Source organism: Priestia sp. TRM10 (assembly GCF_057808375.1).
Genome location: NZ_JBJZOT010000016.1, coordinates 118,781 through 135,947, shown reverse-complemented (window position 1 = coordinate 135,947; position 17,167 = coordinate 118,781). Strand labels below are relative to the sequence as shown.

Annotated in this window: 12 protein-coding genes; 5 read left to right on the top strand and 7 right to left on the bottom strand. The window is 35.0% G+C overall.

Translation table 11 applies throughout. The features are described 5' to 3' along the window. Positions 1–17: 17 nt before the first annotated feature. The 4 genes from ACK3CR_RS24830 to ACK3CR_RS24815 all read right to left on the bottom strand — a co-directional run bounded on the left by ACK3CR_RS24830 (position 18) and on the right by ACK3CR_RS24815 (position 6,148). Complete coding sequence (locus tag ACK3CR_RS24830) at positions 18–1,400, bottom strand: PTS sugar transporter subunit IIBC family protein (RefSeq protein ID WP_488976267.1); 1,383 nt, start codon at positions 1,398–1,400, stop codon at positions 18–20. Positions 1,401–1,411: 11 nt separating this feature from the next. Beyond that, positions 1,412–3,511: a BglG family transcription antiterminator gene (locus tag ACK3CR_RS24825; RefSeq protein ID WP_488976266.1), complete on the bottom strand. Its 2,100-nt coding sequence runs from the start codon at positions 3,509–3,511 to the stop codon at positions 1,412–1,414. Between the two features lie 21 nt (positions 3,512–3,532). Continuing rightward, entirely contained in the window at positions 3,533–5,014 is a 1,482-nt protein-coding gene (gene xylB, locus ACK3CR_RS24820) for a xylulokinase (RefSeq protein ID WP_488976265.1), read from the bottom strand. Positions 5,015–5,140: 126 nt separating this feature from the next. After that, positions 5,141–6,148, bottom strand: a complete 1,008-nt coding sequence (locus tag ACK3CR_RS24815; RefSeq protein WP_488976264.1) for a zinc-dependent alcohol dehydrogenase family protein — start codon at positions 6,146–6,148, stop codon at positions 5,141–5,143. A 388-nt stretch (positions 6,149–6,536) separates the two neighbouring features. On the opposite strand from ACK3CR_RS24815, the gene ACK3CR_RS24810 reads away from it, so the two are divergent. Continuing rightward, entirely contained in the window at positions 6,537–7,391 is an 855-nt protein-coding gene (locus ACK3CR_RS24810; RefSeq protein ID WP_019390520.1) for a GRP family sugar transporter, read from the top strand. A 76-nt stretch (positions 7,392–7,467) separates the two neighbouring features. On the opposite strand, the gene ACK3CR_RS24805 is transcribed toward ACK3CR_RS24810, so the two are convergent. Together ACK3CR_RS24805 and nagE are read right to left on the bottom strand one after the other, a co-directional pair. Then, positions 7,468–8,442 (bottom strand): ring-cleaving dioxygenase, encoded by a 975-nt coding sequence (locus ACK3CR_RS24805; protein ID WP_430240112.1) that lies wholly within the window; start codon positions 8,440–8,442, stop codon positions 7,468–7,470. A gap of 238 nt (positions 8,443–8,680) precedes the next feature. Continuing rightward, entirely contained in the window at positions 8,681–10,576 is a 1,896-nt protein-coding gene (gene nagE / locus ACK3CR_RS24800) for an N-acetylglucosamine-specific PTS transporter subunit IIBC (RefSeq protein WP_243515283.1), read from the bottom strand. Positions 10,577–10,835: 259 nt separating this feature from the next. On the opposite strand from nagE, the gene nagA reads away from it, so the two are divergent. The 4 genes from nagA to ACK3CR_RS24780 all read left to right on the top strand — a co-directional run bounded on the left by nagA (position 10,836) and on the right by ACK3CR_RS24780 (position 14,301). Next, positions 10,836–12,029: an N-acetylglucosamine-6-phosphate deacetylase gene (gene nagA, locus ACK3CR_RS24795; RefSeq protein WP_243515286.1), complete on the top strand. Its 1,194-nt coding sequence runs from the start codon at positions 10,836–10,838 to the stop codon at positions 12,027–12,029. Continuing rightward, complete coding sequence (gene nagB / locus ACK3CR_RS24790) at positions 12,026–12,769, top strand: glucosamine-6-phosphate deaminase (protein ID WP_328123853.1); 744 nt, start codon at positions 12,026–12,028, stop codon at positions 12,767–12,769. Before nagA ends, nagB begins: the two co-directional genes overlap by 4 nt. A 64-nt stretch (positions 12,770–12,833) precedes the next feature. Continuing rightward, entirely contained in the window at positions 12,834–13,556 is a 723-nt protein-coding gene (locus tag ACK3CR_RS24785; protein WP_019390515.1) for a GntR family transcriptional regulator, read from the top strand. Positions 13,557–13,575: 19 nt separating this feature from the next. After that, positions 13,576–14,301, top strand: coding sequence for an SIS domain-containing protein (locus tag ACK3CR_RS24780; protein WP_328123852.1), 726 nt, complete (start codon positions 13,576–13,578; stop codon positions 14,299–14,301). Positions 14,302–14,432: 131 nt separating this feature from the next. Here the strand turns inward: ACK3CR_RS24780 and ACK3CR_RS24775 are convergent, their stop codons facing one another. After that, entirely contained in the window at positions 14,433–16,952 is a 2,520-nt protein-coding gene (locus ACK3CR_RS24775; protein ID WP_488976263.1) for a tetratricopeptide repeat protein, read from the bottom strand. Positions 16,953–17,167 lie beyond the last annotated feature (215 nt).

Genomic DNA, 17,167 nt, shown 5'->3' with positions numbered 1-17,167 from the left:
AGGATTGATCCTCTCTCTTACCTTCCAGAAACTTCTTCTATATATTCAACAATCTTGTCGTACTCTTGAGCGTTTGATAAAGAATAAAGACCAAAGTAAAGCACTTCGGGATGTTGAACTTTAATGGTAGAACTTAGTCGCTGGTGACTAATAATAATATCTGCATCTGATGGAATTTCATCTACTGCCATATAATCAATGTCAATCTTTAATGGAGAACTACGGAGCTTCTTTTTTAAGATAGCGGATCCCATAGCACTGGATGCCATCCCTCCATCACAGGCAACAATAACTTTCTCTACTTTTTTCTTTTCTTCCCTTTCCTTCATCTTCACTTCCTTATTAGGAAGTGCCTGAATATGTCGGATTTCAGTTAACATTTCCTCGGTTTCTGTCTTATCATAAAAAGTGATTTCTTTCTTTAAAAGTAAGGAAGATAAAAACCAGGAAACAAAAGTAGAACAACTAATGGCTAATACAATAGATAAAAGATCACTTTTAGGCGCTAGAAAGAGAATAAATAGAATGCTTGCCGGCGATGCAGTTGATACAAGCCCTGCATTAAGAAATTGAAAGATAAAAATACCGATAAATCCGCCTGCTATAACAGGAAGAAGTAATATAGGTCTTCTTAAAACATAAGGAAAATATACTTCATGTATACCTCCAATCAGTTGAATTCCTAATGTTGCTTTCAGATTAGGCTTCTCTTCTTCCCTTACTTTAAAATAACAGGCCAATAGCATCCCAAGTCCTGGTCCAGGATTAGATTCAAGTAGAAAAAAGATTGATTTCCCTAATTCCTTTGATTGCTGGATCCCTAAAGGTCCTACTATTCCATGATTAATAATATTGTTAAGAAATAATGTTTTGGCTGGTTCAATAATAAAAGCAAGGATGGGAAGCCAATTCGAATTAATAAAAACAAGCATTCCTTCACTAAAGTAAGCAATGGTTTTATTAAAAATAGGTCCAACTATAAAATACATGCTAAACATAAGGGAAAGGGATAATACCGCATCAATTACATTATTTAATAACAATTCCGTTCCGATTGGAAAATACACTTTTACTGTTTTCTCGAGTTTATGAAATGCCCATCCAATCAGAGGACTAAAAATAATGGCCCCAATAATCATTGGTACATCGCTTGAAAGAATAAGACCTAAGAGTGCAACTGAAGAAATAATCCCGCCTCGCTGCCCTCCATAAATCCTTCCACCAGTAAATGCTAGCAATAGAGGTATAACATAATAATAAAGCGCGTCTAAGAATTGATTAAATTCTTTATGTGGCCACCATCCACTCTTCCCAAATAATATACTCAAGATGCCAGCTGCAATAACTACAGAAATATTACGATACACAATAGAACTACAAACTTTTCCTATTATTCTCATCTTATCCTTTATCATCTTTGCACCGACAAAATTTTTTGTTTATACGCCTTTAGAAGAATGTCTTGTAAATAATTTTTCAATTCTTCACTTGAACCTTCTCTCATCTTTTTAATAAAATCACTCTCTATGAGGGCACTGCTAATTTCTCCAATCATTGTAAAGTATTCTTTAGAAGCTTCTTTTGGTCCTAGCATAATCAATACAGTGTGCACAGTTTGACTTTGTCCATTATCGTCTTTCCAACATTTTTGTTCTGACAATTGTATTACTTTCACAATCATCTCATTCACACCAGATGTTCTTGCATGTAAAATCATGATTCCATCGATAATAAAACTTCCTTGTTCTTCCCTTACTTTTAAATCCTCTATAACTCGGTTTGAATCATACACAGACAACATATCTTGAAAAAAATATTGTAATGGATCTAAAAAGGCTCCATCCTCTATTTTACTTTTATGAACATGTATATTCCGTAAAATCTGCAGTATGGCTTCTCCATATTTAGCTAGAGATAGTAAATGGTTTTGATCAACTTCTTTTGTTGTATGATCTTTTGAAAGCTCATTTTTTTCACTCATCATATGCTTTATTTTTTCATTAAGTCTTCCAATTTCATATTCTGTTAATAAAGGAGAAACTAACGATAGCTTGTCCTCATTTACATTTATTAGTTTTACTGTAGAAATGATGAGGTCTACCTCTCCATATTGACGAAGCCAGTTTTTTAAATCTGAAGAAGCTACAATATCAACAATCTCAACGTTTGGAAGTTCTTTTTTTATACGCGAAGCAATTAGTCGTGACGTACCAAAACCACTTGCACAAACAATAATAGCTTGACATATCCTTTTTTCTTCTCTTTTCTCATAATAAGAGGCTCCAATATGGAGAGCAAGATAACCTATTTCAGATTCTGGAATAACTACACCGATTTTCTCTGATAAAGTCTTTGCACTTTCACTACATGCCTCATAAACGTCTGGATAATCCTTTTTAATTTGGACAAGCAATGGATTATAAATCGTTAACCCATTTTTCAAACGATTTAAAGCTGGATACAGATGTTTTGTTAACCCTTCAACTAAGGCTGAATCTAAAAAACGTTTTTGTAAAAAGCGCTCGGTTTCTGAAATAAAAGAATAAACAAAGTGAGAGATTGTAACTTCATCATATTCACTTTCAGTTTGTAAAGAGCTATGCATTCCATAAATATGAAGAATGATATACTGAATTTCATTTGGTGGAAACCTTACCCCCATTTCTAATTCAAGCTCTTCCACAAGATAGAATACAAGTGGATACTCCTTTTTAATTAAGTAACGCTCTGAGTTCTTTATCATAACGCTATGTTTATTTCGTTCCACCGCTAATACGATGTGAATAACTAAATTAATAAAATCACGTTCCGTAAGATTTATACTATCCTTTTGGTTCAAATGCTTTTGTAAAACTTTCTGCACTTTTGATAAGGTTTGGAAATCAATTAACTCCAAGTAAATCTCAGGAATATATTCTTTTATCCCACCCTCATTTATTTCATCACTCTCTAGAAGCTGAAAAACTTCAATCCAGTTTTCTGGAAGTGTATGATCATGAACAATTGTGGCAATAGCTGTCCGAATTTGTTTCTCTCCGCCGTTTACATATATTCCAAGACCTGGTTTACGAATGAGTTCTAAATCAAATTGTATAAGCCAATGCTCTACTTCATCTAAATCATGGCTAATTGTTGCTTCTGTAACATTATACCTTTTGCTAAATACATAAAGCTTCGTTGGTTCATTTAATCGTAATAAGTCACACGTTAACCCTATCCGTCGTTCTCTTGGAGAAAATTCTTTCATTTGTCCACTGTGCCCTAAATCAGCCAACAATTCATTCTTTTTCTGAAGGTCACCATTAATATAAACCCCAGCTCTAATCTTTTTGACAAGTTTTAAATTATATCTTTTTAAGAGAGACTTTAATTGAGCAAGTTCTCGCTGAACAGTGCGTAAGCTAATTTGTAAGTCATCTGCAATCTCATGTAAAGAAATAGGAGGATGCGCTTTTATTATCTTGTATAAAATAGTTGTTTGCCTACTGCTGATTAGTAATGATTTCTCCACGCTTAAGCTCTCCTCTATTTATTAAAAATGGTCTTCTAATGCCTTATAAATATTTTTATATTTTCGGTACTGCTTGTCATAAATCAGCTCTGTTTTTTCATCATATTGAATCACTTCATCTTGGTTAAAAAGAGAATCTAAATCTGTAACATCATCCCATACACCAATCCCTAATCCTGCCAAAATACTCGCTCCGTATGCAGGACCTTCTCGTTCTTTATGAATATGAAGATTCTGCTGTAAAACATCAGCAAGTATACGTGTCCACCATTTACTTTTAACTGCTCCTCCTGTTGCATAAATCTTTTCTACAGGAATACCGTTTTCCTTAATCATTAACAAGCAATCTTTTAAGCTAAATGAGACACCTTCAATTACAGCCCTAGCGAAATGTTCCTGTTTATGCTTATACTGCATACCGAAGAAAACACCTTTTGCATCTGGATTGTTGATAGGAGTTCTTTCTCCATTTAAATAAGGTAGAAATAATAACCCAGAACAACCTGGATCAACTTGCTCAATATGAGTCAATATATCTTCATATGTTTCGTTATAAAAAGCTTCCTTCAACCATTTTAATGACATTCCTGCTGATAAGGTCGTCCCCATAGCATGCCACATGTCTGGTAGGCAATGACAAAATAAATGCATTGTATTCCCTTCAGTTCTCTTTAAAAGTGGTAGTTTTTTTAACGGTGTAAACACAGTTCCAGACGTACCTATACTAATAGTTGCTACGCTTTCTTTATAAATTCCATTTCCAAGCGCTGCTGCTGCGTTATCCCCAGCTCCAGCAACAACTGGAATATGTAAAGGCAAACCTGTATGGTCAGAAGCTTTCTTATCAATTGAGCCAACAACTTCGCTGCTCTCATGCACTTCTGGAAACCATTCAATATCGAAACCAAGACCCTTAATTAGCTCAGCAGACCAATCTCGTTTTTCCGTGTCAAATAAACTTGTGCCACTTGCATCAGAAACATCTGCAGACATCATCCCAGAAAGTTTATAAACAATATAATCTTTGGGCATAAGAACATGTGCTATCTTATCAAAAACTGCTTGTTCATACTTTTTAACCCATAAAAGCTTTGGAGCAGTAAAACCAGGTAATACAGCATTTTTAGTAATGTCATATATCATATCTGCTCCTATTTTATCTTCTATTTCTTTACATTCCTTCATCGTCCGAACATCATTCCATAAGATAGCTTCTCGTAGCTCTTTACCATCTTCTCCTAACAAGACTAGGCTGTGCATTTGCCCTGTCACTCCAACCGCTTTAATATCATGTGGACTTATCCCTTTCCTCCATAGCTGTCTAATGCTTTCTGTCACAGCTTCCCACCAAACAGATGGATGCTGTTCTGCCCACCCTGCCTTCAGCGACTGAAATTGATAAGAAGACTGACCTTCTGCAACTACTCTCCCTTCTAAACTTATCACAACCGCTTTTGTTCCTTGTGTCCCAACGTCGATTCCTAATAAATATGAATGAGTCATTTCACAATTCCTTTCTATATCTATTTTTTAAGCTCTATCTTATTTACATATTTTCAAAAGAACAATTTTTCTTATTTATCATTAATAAATAACCTTTCCCCTGCCAACGAGCAGAGGAAAGGCTACTTATACTTCTACTTGAACTTTAAATAAACTAGAGTCTCTCTCCCCATTGAGAAAGTCTATTGTTTCCTCTAACGAAATTTTTTTCGAGATAAGATGATTGACTCTAATCCGACCTTCCTTTACCCATTGGTAAGCAGGAAGGAATGTATAATTGATGGCCATTGACCCTAGTAAAGTCCAATCATTGTTGTAAAGTTTAAAAGGATCCAGTGTAACTTGAACGTTTTGAGGTGTGACACCAAACTGAAGATATTTAGCTGTTTTTCCAAGATAGTTCATTGCTGTTTCAATAACAGATGGAATACCTGTTGCATCAATTACAACATCAAATCCATAAGGATATGTAGTTCTGTTGATATGCTCTTCTAATTCTTGACTTAATACTCCTTTGGTAGCTCCCCACTCAAGAGCCATATCTAATTTAGCTTGATCAATATCAACAACAACAAGTTCTGAAGCCCCTGCCATTTTTAAAGATTGAATAAGTTGCTGCCCCATAGCACCTGCTCCAAACAATAAAACTTTATCTCCTACTTTTAAGCTAAGTCGATTCATCCCATGAACAACACACGCCATTGGTTCAATAAAAGCACCTTCTTCAAAACTCATTGAATCTGCAAGTTTAACAACATTTCGACTTGGAACCTTAACATACTCTGCCATACTTCCATCTGTTGTATTTCCAAGGGCTCCCCAATTTTCACACTGATTCCCTCTATGCGTTAAGCAAAATTCGCATTCACCACAGAATAATGAAGGGTCAGCTGTTACACGATCTCCAGCTTTCCATTCTGTTACACCTTCTCCAACTTGGTCGATAACACCCGAAAACTCATGCCCTGGAATAATAGGATATGGGGACAAAAACTCACCTTTAAAAATATGAATATCGGTTCCACAAATTCCTACATTTTTCACTTTAATAGTGACTTCATTTTTTCCGGGTATTGGATATTGAACTTCTTTAATTGCCGCTTTATATGGTTCTTCTATAACTAATGCTTTCATCTTTATCTCTCCCACTTATACTTATTTTCTAACAATCTATCGCTAGAATAAAAAATAGCATTATACCCACTATGTTTTCGCTTACATAATAAATCTTAGCAATCTTTCCTATTATTTTATACAAAGACATCTTAAAAGTTTGGCATGAGAGAAATGACAAAACTTAAGAATAATTTTCTTCCTAAACTTTTATTTTAAAAAAGTTGGTAGCGTTAACATCTAATACCCGTCAGAAATCTAGGCGTGACAAGGCAAAAATGCATGTTTCAGAAAGATGGACAAGCCTATTTACTCGTGTTATTATCATTGTTATGTAAATTTTTTAGGTTACTTTATACAACTATGAAAGCCTAAGCAAAACTAAATAAAGAGAGGAGCTTTCATCAAGATGGACATCCTGTTAGCTCTTATCCCTGCTTTGTGTTGGGGGAGCTTAGTTCTATTTAACGTCAAACTAGGTGGTGGTCCTTATAGTCAAACACTTGGTACTACACTAGGAGCGTTAATTTTTTCTGCGGTTATTTTTCTGTTTGTCCAACCAGAAATCGATACAAAGATTTTTGTAATCGGAGTCATTTCAGGTCTTTTCTGGACACTTGGTCAAAGAAACCAACTTAAAAGTATTGAACATATGGGCGTATCTAAAACAATGCCAATTTCAACAGGAATGCAGTTAGTTTCAACTGCACTATTTGGTATGATTGTTTTTGGAGAATGGTCAACTGCTGTAAGCATCTTATTCGGTTGCCTTGCTCTTGTATGTATTATTGTCGGAATTGTATTAACTTCATTAAAAGACAATACAGTAGAAGAGAAGCCTGGAGAACTAAAAAAAGGAATTGGGATTTTAATAGTTTCAACGATTGGTTATTTAGTATATGTTGTAATTGCTCAGTTAACTGGAGTTGACGGTTGGTCTGCGCTATTCCCTCAAGCTATCGGGATGGTAATTGGTGGCGTGCTGCTTACATATAAACATAAACCATTTAATAAATATGCCTTAAAGAACATCATTCCTGGTGTTGTTTGGGCAGTTGGGAACTTATTTTTATTCCTCTCACAACCAAAAGTTGGCGTTGCGACGAGTTTTTCTCTTTCACAAATGGGAATTATCATTTCTACATTCGGTGGGATCTTAATTCTTGGAGAAAAGAAAACTAAGCGTCAAATGATTGGAATTGTGATTGGGAGTGCGTTAATTATTATTGGCGCCGTATTCCTTGGACTTGCAAAGGCAAACTAAAAAAGAGGCGAATTATCGCCTCTTTTTTCTATTTATTTAATTGAAACCTTCCCTCTGTGAGAAGAGCAAATCTTTATTAATTTCCCTCAAATTCTAATGAACGAAGTCGTGATTCAATCTCCTCTCTTTTCGGTTCTAAAAACGGTGGTAATGAAAGTCGTTCACCTAATGTTTCTACTGATTCATCTTGAGCAAATCCCGGTGTATCTGTAGATAGTTCAAATAATATATTATTTGGTTCTCTAAAATAAAGCGCTCTAAAGTAAAAACGATCTACTTTTCCAGAGTTCACAAAACCAGCTTGATTAATGCGTTTCGCCCACTCATTATATTCTTCTTCATTTGGAACCCGAAATGCTACATGATGAACGCCACCTCTTCCTAAACGCTCCCTTGGTAAATCGGCTCTTGTTGCAACATGGACTTCAGCTCCTACTCCCCCTTCTCCTGTTGCATATACTTCAACATCTGGATAATCTCCATCAAGGGATGGATAAGAACCTACATAATAAAAACCTAATAACTCTTTTAATACTCGCACTGTTGGTTTTGCATCTGCAACAGTTAACGTAACAGCTCCAAGGCCAAGAATACCATGCTCTTTTGGAACATCACTTCCATCCCATGCTTCGCCTGGAGCTACCCCTTTTTCATTGTTATCTGCAACAAGAATAAGCTTTGTTCCTTCAAAATCTTCAAAAGCTAATGTCTCACGCCCAGCTCTTTTTTTAATTTCCTCATAATGAACACCTAATTTTTCAAAACGCTTAGCCCAATAATGGAGTGAGTCAGTACTCGCCACTCTTAGAGACGTTGAAGAAATACTGCTCGCTCCTTTATGTGTTCTACCAAGATGAGGAATATCAAAGAACGTTAATTCAGTTCCAGGATTACCCTTGGCATCTCCGTAAAATAAATGATAAGACTCTGTATTATCTTGATTGACCGTCTTTTTAATAAGACGCATTCCAAGAATCCTCGTATAAAAAAGATAATTTTTTTCTGCTTTCCCTGTTAAAATTGAAACATGATGTAACCCTGTTAAGTTCATCTTCTTTCACTCCTCTTTAGTTAAAGTGATCTATTTCATTTAATGTATAATTATATCTCAAAGTAATATATCTTTAATTCAAGATAATTGTAAATCATTATGGGAAGAAAAGTCAATTATTATAATATCAGCATATACTCTATCTAGTCTGATTATCCTTATAAAAATGAAAAAAGGCATAAACCCTTATTTTCTTGTAAAGGTTTATGCCTCTTTCCTTTAATATTAAGTCGATAGTTTAAAACTTAATAACATCAGGAGTACCTTGCTTCTGATAACCAGACTTATTAAGTTTTACTTCTTTACCTTCCGATAAGTTTGTGAAGATAATTGGTGTTGTAATAGAAGGGGCATGTTTTTTTACATACTCTAAATCAATTTCTAACAACGGTGTTTCTTTCGTTATATGCTGCCCTTCCTGAACAAGTGCTTTAAATCCTTCTCCATTTAATTTTACTGTATCTATGCCAACATGAATAAGTATTTCTAATCCATTGTTTGTTTTTAAACCAATAGCATGCTTCGTTGGGAAGATGCTCATTACCTCTCCTTCAATTGGAGAAACTAGTGTATTGCTAACTGGTTCAATAGCAAATCCATCCCCCATCATTTTAGAAGAGAATACTTCATCTTCCACTTCACTAAGAGGCTTTACAGTTCCTTCAAATGGCAGAACAAACTCAACCTGAGCTGTGTCAGCTGTTTTTATTTCGGAACGTTCCTGTTCATTTTCTTTAGAGATATTGATTGTTGCTGCCCCAGATTTCACTAATTGTTTCATTGCATCAGCAACAAATTCAACATCTGTACCTACGATAACTTGTACATTTGTTTTTCCTAATTTCATTAAACCTCGAGCTCCGTGGCGCTTTAGATTAGACTCATTAATTTTGGATGTGTCTGCAACTTGCAAACGTAAACGTGTTGCACAGTTATCAATAGTCGTTAAGTTTTCTTTTCCACCTAAATCTTTAATAAAATAAGATGCCATATCTACATATTTGTCGCCTGTTGTTGAATCAGAATCTACAGTTTCCTCTATTTCTTCATCTTCTTCACGACCTGGTGTTTGGATATTTAACGCTTTGATTAAGGTATAGAATATAACAAAGTAAATAATGGCATAAATAATGCCGATTCCTGCTAACAATAACGGCTTTTGAGCGATACCAAAGTTCAAGAAGTAATCAATTGCCCCTGCTGAAAAACCAAAGCCGTGATGAATACCTAACATTACAGCAACTGCCATTGAGATTCCTGTCAGGATAGCGTGAATGACATATAAAAGCGGTGCTATGAACATAAATAAAAATTCGATTGGTTCTGTGATACCTGTTAGGAATGAAGTAAGAGCTAATCCAGCTAGCATACCTGTTACAGCTTTTCTTTTTTCTTTCTTTGCAGCTGCAATCATTGCAAGAGCTGCTGCTGGTAATCCGAACATCATGACTGGGAAGAAACCTGTCATAAATGGTCCTGCTGTCGGATCCCCTGCGAAGAAGCGATTAATATCACCAGTTGCTCCGTTATACTCTCCAAATACAAACCAAACTAAACTATTTAATACATGATGCAGTCCAACTGGAATTAATAAACGATTTAGAAGTCCGTATACTCCAGCTCCTACTGCGCCAGCTCCTGTAATCCAATTCCCAACATTATTAATTAACTCTTGAATTGGAGGCCATACTACTCCAAAAATACCTGCAAGCACTAACATCACTACTGACGTAATAATAGGGACAAAGCGCTTTCCTGCAAAAAAACCGAGCCATTCTGGAAGTTTAATATCTGAAAAACGATTATATAACAAACCAGCTGTAATCCCTGAAATAATTCCACCTAAAACTGCCATATCTATATCTTTATCAATAGCAGCTGTTCCCTTTGTTAATACAAAGTAGCCAACAACCCCAGCAAGTGCTGCTGCTCCACTACCATCTTTAGATAACCCAACAGCAATCCCAAGGGCGAACAACAATGCCAAGTTTGCAAAAATAGCATCCCCGGCTTGAGCCATAAAGGGAATATCTAGTAAATCTTCTTGTCCTAAACGAAGTAACAAAGAAGCAGCTGGTAATACTGCAATTGGTAACATGAGTGATTTACCAATACGTTGTAGAAAATTCAACATGTTTTTATCTCCTTTTAAAGCGTTTTCTTTGCCTCATACTACCATAATCAACATATAGTTGTCTATACCAAATAAAATGTTAAATCTTATATTAATGGGGTTATTTGGATATTAAGTAATAGGATTTTTTTGTTAAACTTCATAGTGGTATAGACAACTATATATAGATGGTATATACTAGATACAAATGGTAAAACATAATGAACATGTTACCTACCTCTCTAATTACTACTTTTTACTTCTATAAAGGAGATTATGTATGATAGAAAATCAAAATATCGTTATTTCCAATTTAATTATTTATAGCGACCTTGGGAAAATTCAAAATGGATATATTCGTATTTCAGATGGAAAAATCAAAGATATCGGATCAATCTCAGAGTATAAAACAGAACCAAATGATCAAGTCATTAAGTGTTCTTCATCTTATAAACTAGTACCTGGAGCTATTGATATTCATATTCATGGAGTAGCAAATGCTGATGCGATGGATGCAACCCAAGAATCATTAAAAACAATGGCTGCTACTCTTCCAAAAGAAGGAACAACAAGCTTTTTGGCTACAACAATGACTCAGTCAAATGAAGCTATTGAACAAGCTCTAACAAACGTAGGGAATTTTATTAATAATCAAAGGGTTAATGAACAGGCTGAAATAGTAGGTGTTCATTTAGAAGGTCCTTTTATTTCCCCAAAACGAGCAGGTGCTCAGCCACCTACTCATATTAAAGACCCTGACTTGTCTTTATTCAAACGATGGCAGGAAAATGCGGGGGGCCATATTAAATTAGTTACACTTGCTCCTGAACAACCGGGTGGATTAGAAATGGTCACTTATTTAAAAAGTCAGAACGTCGTTGCTTCTATTGGTCACTCAGATGCAACATACGATGAAATTGATGAAGCTATTCAAACAGGTCTCTCGCATGTAACACATTTATATAACGGGATGCGTGGACTGCATCATCGGGAGCCAGGGGTTCTAGGGGCTGCTTACTTGCGCAAAGAACTGTTTGTTGAATTAATTACAGATGGCATTCATTGTCGACCTGAGATGGTAAAACTTGCTTACGATCAAATTACAAGTGATCGGATGATTTTAATCACCGACTCTCTTCGTGCCAAATGGCTTAAAAATGGAACGTACGACTTAGGTGGGCAACCAGTTAACGTTGATGATACAACTGCGACTCTTGCAGATGGAACGCTTGCTGGAAGTATTTTAAAGATGAATGATGCGATTAAAAATACAATAAACTACACAAATTGTTCACTAGAAGACATCGTGAAAATGACATCAGTCAATCCAGCCAAACAACTTAATATTTTCGATCGAAAAGGAAGTATAGCTGTTGGAAAAGATGCTGATATCGTTATATTAAATGAAAACCTAGACGTAGAAATGACATTTTGCCGAGGAACATTAGCTTATAAAAAGGAGCATACAAAATGAAGATTATTCAAGTAAAAAACTATGATGAAATGAGCAGCAAAGCAGCAGATATTTTAATAAAGAAAGTTCAAGAAAAAAAGAATGTAAAACTGGGTCTTGCAACTGGAGGAACACCAACGGGTTTATATAAAACATTAATTGAAGATCATAAGCAGAATGGAACTTCTTACAAAGATGTAACTTCTTTTAATTTAGATGAATATATCGGGTTAGAAAAAGAAAATCCAAATAGCTATCACTACTACATGGTTGACTCATTGTTTAAACATATTGATATCGAGCATACTTATTTACCTAATGGTCTAGCTCCTAATATTGAGAAAGAATGTAAACGTTATGATCAGTTAATCGCAGATCATGGTGGCATTGATTTGCAAATTCTTGGCATCGGCGAAAATGGACACATCGGATTTAATGAGCCTGGTACCTCGTTTAATGCACCTACTCATGTTGTTACGCTAGAGGAATCCACACGCCAAGCAAATGCTCGTTATTTTAATTCAATTGAGGATGTACCGACGCACGCTATTACAATGGGAATTGAAACAATCATGAAAAGTAAAGAAATCTTATTACTTGTTTCAGGGGAAAAGAAAGCTGAAGCAATGAATAAATTACTTCAAGCAGACATCACTGAAGATTTTCCAGCATCTATTTTGAAAAAGCATAATTGTGTTACAATAATTGCAGATCAACAAGCTTTGTCAGGTGTATTACATCTACAAAATATTTCAAATTAAAATTAAACTTAGGACAAGTAGGTAATTCACTACTTGTTTTAAGAGAATAAAGGAGAGAAATCTAGTGATTGATAAAAACTCACCTCTTCCGATTTATTATCAAATCGAAGAACAAATAAAAAAACAAATAGAAAATGGTGAGTTACAGCAAAATGATGCTCTTCCTTCTGAACGTGAGTTTGCTGAACGTTTCCAAATTAGCCGAATGACTGTACGGCAAGCTATTAATAATTTAGTTAACGAAGGCTACTTATATCGTCAAAAGGGTCGCGGTACCTTTGTGTTAGGAAAAAAATTAGAACAGCAGCTCGTTGGTTTAACTAGCTTTACAGAAGACATGAAAGCGCGAGGAATGACTCCTAGCAGTAAATTATTGACATTCACTATTGTTCCATGTACTGATAAGATTGCGGAACAGCTTAAGATTTCTAAATACTCACCTGTCTATGAAATTAAACGAATTCGCTTAGCTGACGATATTCCAATGGCTTTAGAAACAGTTTATATGTCAGCAAATTTGGTTAAAGGTTTAACTGAAAGTATTGTTAATGAATCTCTTTATCAATATATTGAACAACATATCCATCTTAAAATTGGATATGCGACCCAAACTTTAGAGTCTTCCATATCTTCTGATCTTGAAATTGAACATTTAGGTGTTTCAAAGTTTGCACCTATTTTATTTATTCAACGAAATACGTATCTAGAAGATGGTACTCCTCTTGAAATTGTAAAGTCATCATATCGAGCTGACCGTTATAAATTCACTTTTACAATGACTAGATAATAAATATAAGGAGTTAGCTATGAGCAATCAATATATAGAGGAAATAAAAGCTTTACTTTATAAGGTAGAAACACAAGAAAAAACGATTATAGAGGAAGCAGCAACCCAAATCGTAAATAGTATTAATTCACAAGGTATTATTCATTTATTTGGCTGTGGACATTCACATATGTTAACAGAAGAACTATTTTATCGGTCTGGTGGTTTAGCTCCCATTCATCCTATCTTTATAGAGGAATTAATGCTTCATAAAGGTGCGTCTCGTTCTTCACAGTTAGAAAGACAAAATAAGTATGCTCATACATTTATGAAAGAACAAGATATCCGTCCAGGAGATATATGTATCGTTGTCTCAACCTCTGGTGTTAATCCAGTTCCTATTGATGTAGCACTTTTAGCAAAAGAAAAAGGGGCATATGTTATTGGTCTTACTTCCCCAATTTATGCAAAAAGCCGTCCTTCTCGTCATGAAAGTGGACATTATCTACATGACATTGTGGATGTTGTTTTAGATAATCATATTCCAAAAGGTGATGTACTTCTAAATAAAAACGATATTAAATTTGGTTCAGGCTCTACTGTTATTGGCGCTATTATCCTTAATACTTTATTCTCTGAAGTAATTGAGAAAATGCTTCAAGCTGGACTAAACCCACCTATTTTTCAAAGTGGAAATATGGAAGGAGCAGATAACCATAATAAGCATTTAATCGCCCAATATAAAGAAAGAATTCCGCTTCTCTAATCTACAAATATTCTTTTTTATCCCTAATGACTCCTTTTATACTCTTGATTGTTGCACTATCTCACTCATTAATGGACAGTTCGGATTATCTTTAAGAAAAAAGGCACCGCGAGTGAGCGGTGCCTTTTTTCTTAATTATCTTCTACTAAAATCTCTCTATAATCTACTTCTTCTTTCGCTTCAATCATCACTTCATACTGACGCACACGAATTTCGAACAATTTAATTGGATTATAATATTCTCCTGGGTTTTCTTTCATATCTTTTAGTGTTAAACGGTTATTTTCAAGTGATACCTCTGTTCCATCTTTAAGCATTGTAAGCTCTTCAAATGGCTGTGAAAAGAATGTTTCTACGTCAAGCTTAAGTGAATTCTCAAGAGAATTAAATTGTGCAAAAAGACGATTTGTGACCATTTGAGCTGCTTCTTCATAATCTTGACTATCAACATTTTTCTTATATTGATTGTACATCGTTTTCTGAGAAGCTAAAGCACCAATCAATTTTCCAGCGCGCTGGAACATAAGCTGTGCAAATTTAGATTGAAGGAAAATATTTTGTTCTTCAATTGGCATTCTTACCGTTAATCGTCTAATATCACGACGCCAGTCATCTAAAATCTTAAAGTCTCCTTTAAGCTCTACTTTTTCTCTGGCAAAGCGATTATTAAATTCTACGGCAAGATCGTCAAAGCTTTCTTGACTTTGGACAAGCTCTTCGCGTGAAAGAGAAAGCCATTGTTGAAGAGCATGCTGAAGGTCTGTTAATACTTTTGTCCATTGAACTTCAATTACTTTATTCATTTTATCATTTACTTCTTTATGGATATTGGCAAAGTCACTATCCTCTGTAATAATCTCTGTACATTCTCGAAGTAAATTTGGGAGACTATTTTCAAAGTTGTCTTTGATTTCATCTTTTAACTTGGCATATGTCTCTGTAACATATCGAGATTTTTTCTTCTCTAGCTCACGTAAAAACTCGATATCACTTCCAAGCTTTTCAATTTTTTGTTCTTCTGTATTGATAAGATTTTGTAAATAAAGCTCTTCTTCAACACGTCTTTTTCCAAGGTCATGGAGCGTGATTCGCATGAAAGAGAGCAGCTTATGAATGCGACGCTTCTCAGTTCCATCAATAATTTCAAAGAAATTCGCTTGAATAAATGATGTTAAGTTTTCATCTCCACCTACACTAATTAAAGCATCTTGGAAATCCATACGTAATCGGCTTTCAATATCGCCATGTGCATCCATTCCTTTAATAAGGAAATGAACAGGCATGGATTGCTCAAGCTTTCTTAATTCTTCACGTTCGTCTTCACCAAACGTGTATGTTGGATGAACAATAAAAAGCAATGAATCTCCTAGTGGTGCCCATTTATCAAGAGATTGTCTTAATTTCTTTTCTCGGTAAGCACTAGAGCCATCAACAACCATCCATGTTCTTTCATCTTCTTCTCTTGAGAAAGTATGAAGTGTTTTAACAGTTGTTTCTTCATCATTTTCTGGATCAATCATAAGAAGATGATGAACGTTCTTATTTAAAAGACTCGCAACTGACGGATCTAGTTCAATATTGCGCTGTTCTGCCCACGACATCATTGATTCTACGATGTTGAGGCTATATGATAGCCCATCAATATCGCTGTCTGAGTTAAATAAAGTGCTTTCTGCTTTTTGAACAGATTCCTCCATAATAGTCGATGGGAACTGCTCATTCCATGTCCAAATGGCTGCAGCTGGGAACAATGATTTAGCATCTCTTGTTACTTTCAACCAATTTTCCAATGTTGTTGGAATGAAATCATGAAGAACTTGTAAATCGTATGATCCACTAATTAAATATAAATAAGATTCTTCATATAGAGATGAGATTTCTTGCCAATACTCATAAAGACCAATATCAACATTAAGGAAAATATCATTGATTGTTTTGATCCATTCTAGATAAGTCTCTTCGTTTTTATAGCTTTCCCATAATGCAGACACAAGCTTTTTAAAGTGCATTTGATCTGTTTTATAAAATGTGATAAGCACTTGGTAGAAATAATCAGGTGAGAAGATTGTTGTATATTGATTTTTGGCATATTTAATAACCGTTGCAAACCAAAAAAGATCTTCAGTTCGAAGAGATTCACTAACTGCAAGCTCTGTTGCGCTTTCCCAATCTTCTTGACGTTCATAAAACTTACGCGCTAGTTCTGTTATTCCTGGATAAGCTGGGTTTACTTTAACAGCTTCTTTAATCACTTCATATGCTCTTTCAATATTATCCTGATCAATATAAAGAGAAAAAAGCTGCAAGGAAACTTCAGCTGTTAAAATAGGATCATCTACTTTCAAAGAAAGATAAATTTCCTCAGCATCTGATAGTCTGCGTGTCTTGTAGTAGGTGTCTCCAATATTCTTTTTCGCCCATGGTTCGAGTTCGCTATTAATGTTCTCCCATTTAAAAATAGCCGTTTCGAAATCTTGACTATGATAATAAACTTCTCCTTGAGCAAAGCGAATATCCGATAAATCGTAGGATTCCTTCTCCTGTTCTGCAACTGTTGCTTCGCCAAGGACTTCTATGGGATGGCGATTTTCATTGTCATTTATAAAATGTTTGTAATATGTCTTTTGGATCAAGCGATCTTCTAGTGTCATATTCGTCTATCCTCCAAAATATATAAAAAGATGAGATTTATAGCTTTCTAATACCCTGTGTTACGGTATCTTTTCTTTCATTGTAACAGAGTTTTATGAAAAGCAGGTTTCATTTCTTTGTCATTTTAACGATAAGAAAAGATACAAAAGAAGCTATTTTATGTTGAATCCTATTTTAGGGTTAAGGATTCAAATTGTCTACCCTTTATCGTTCG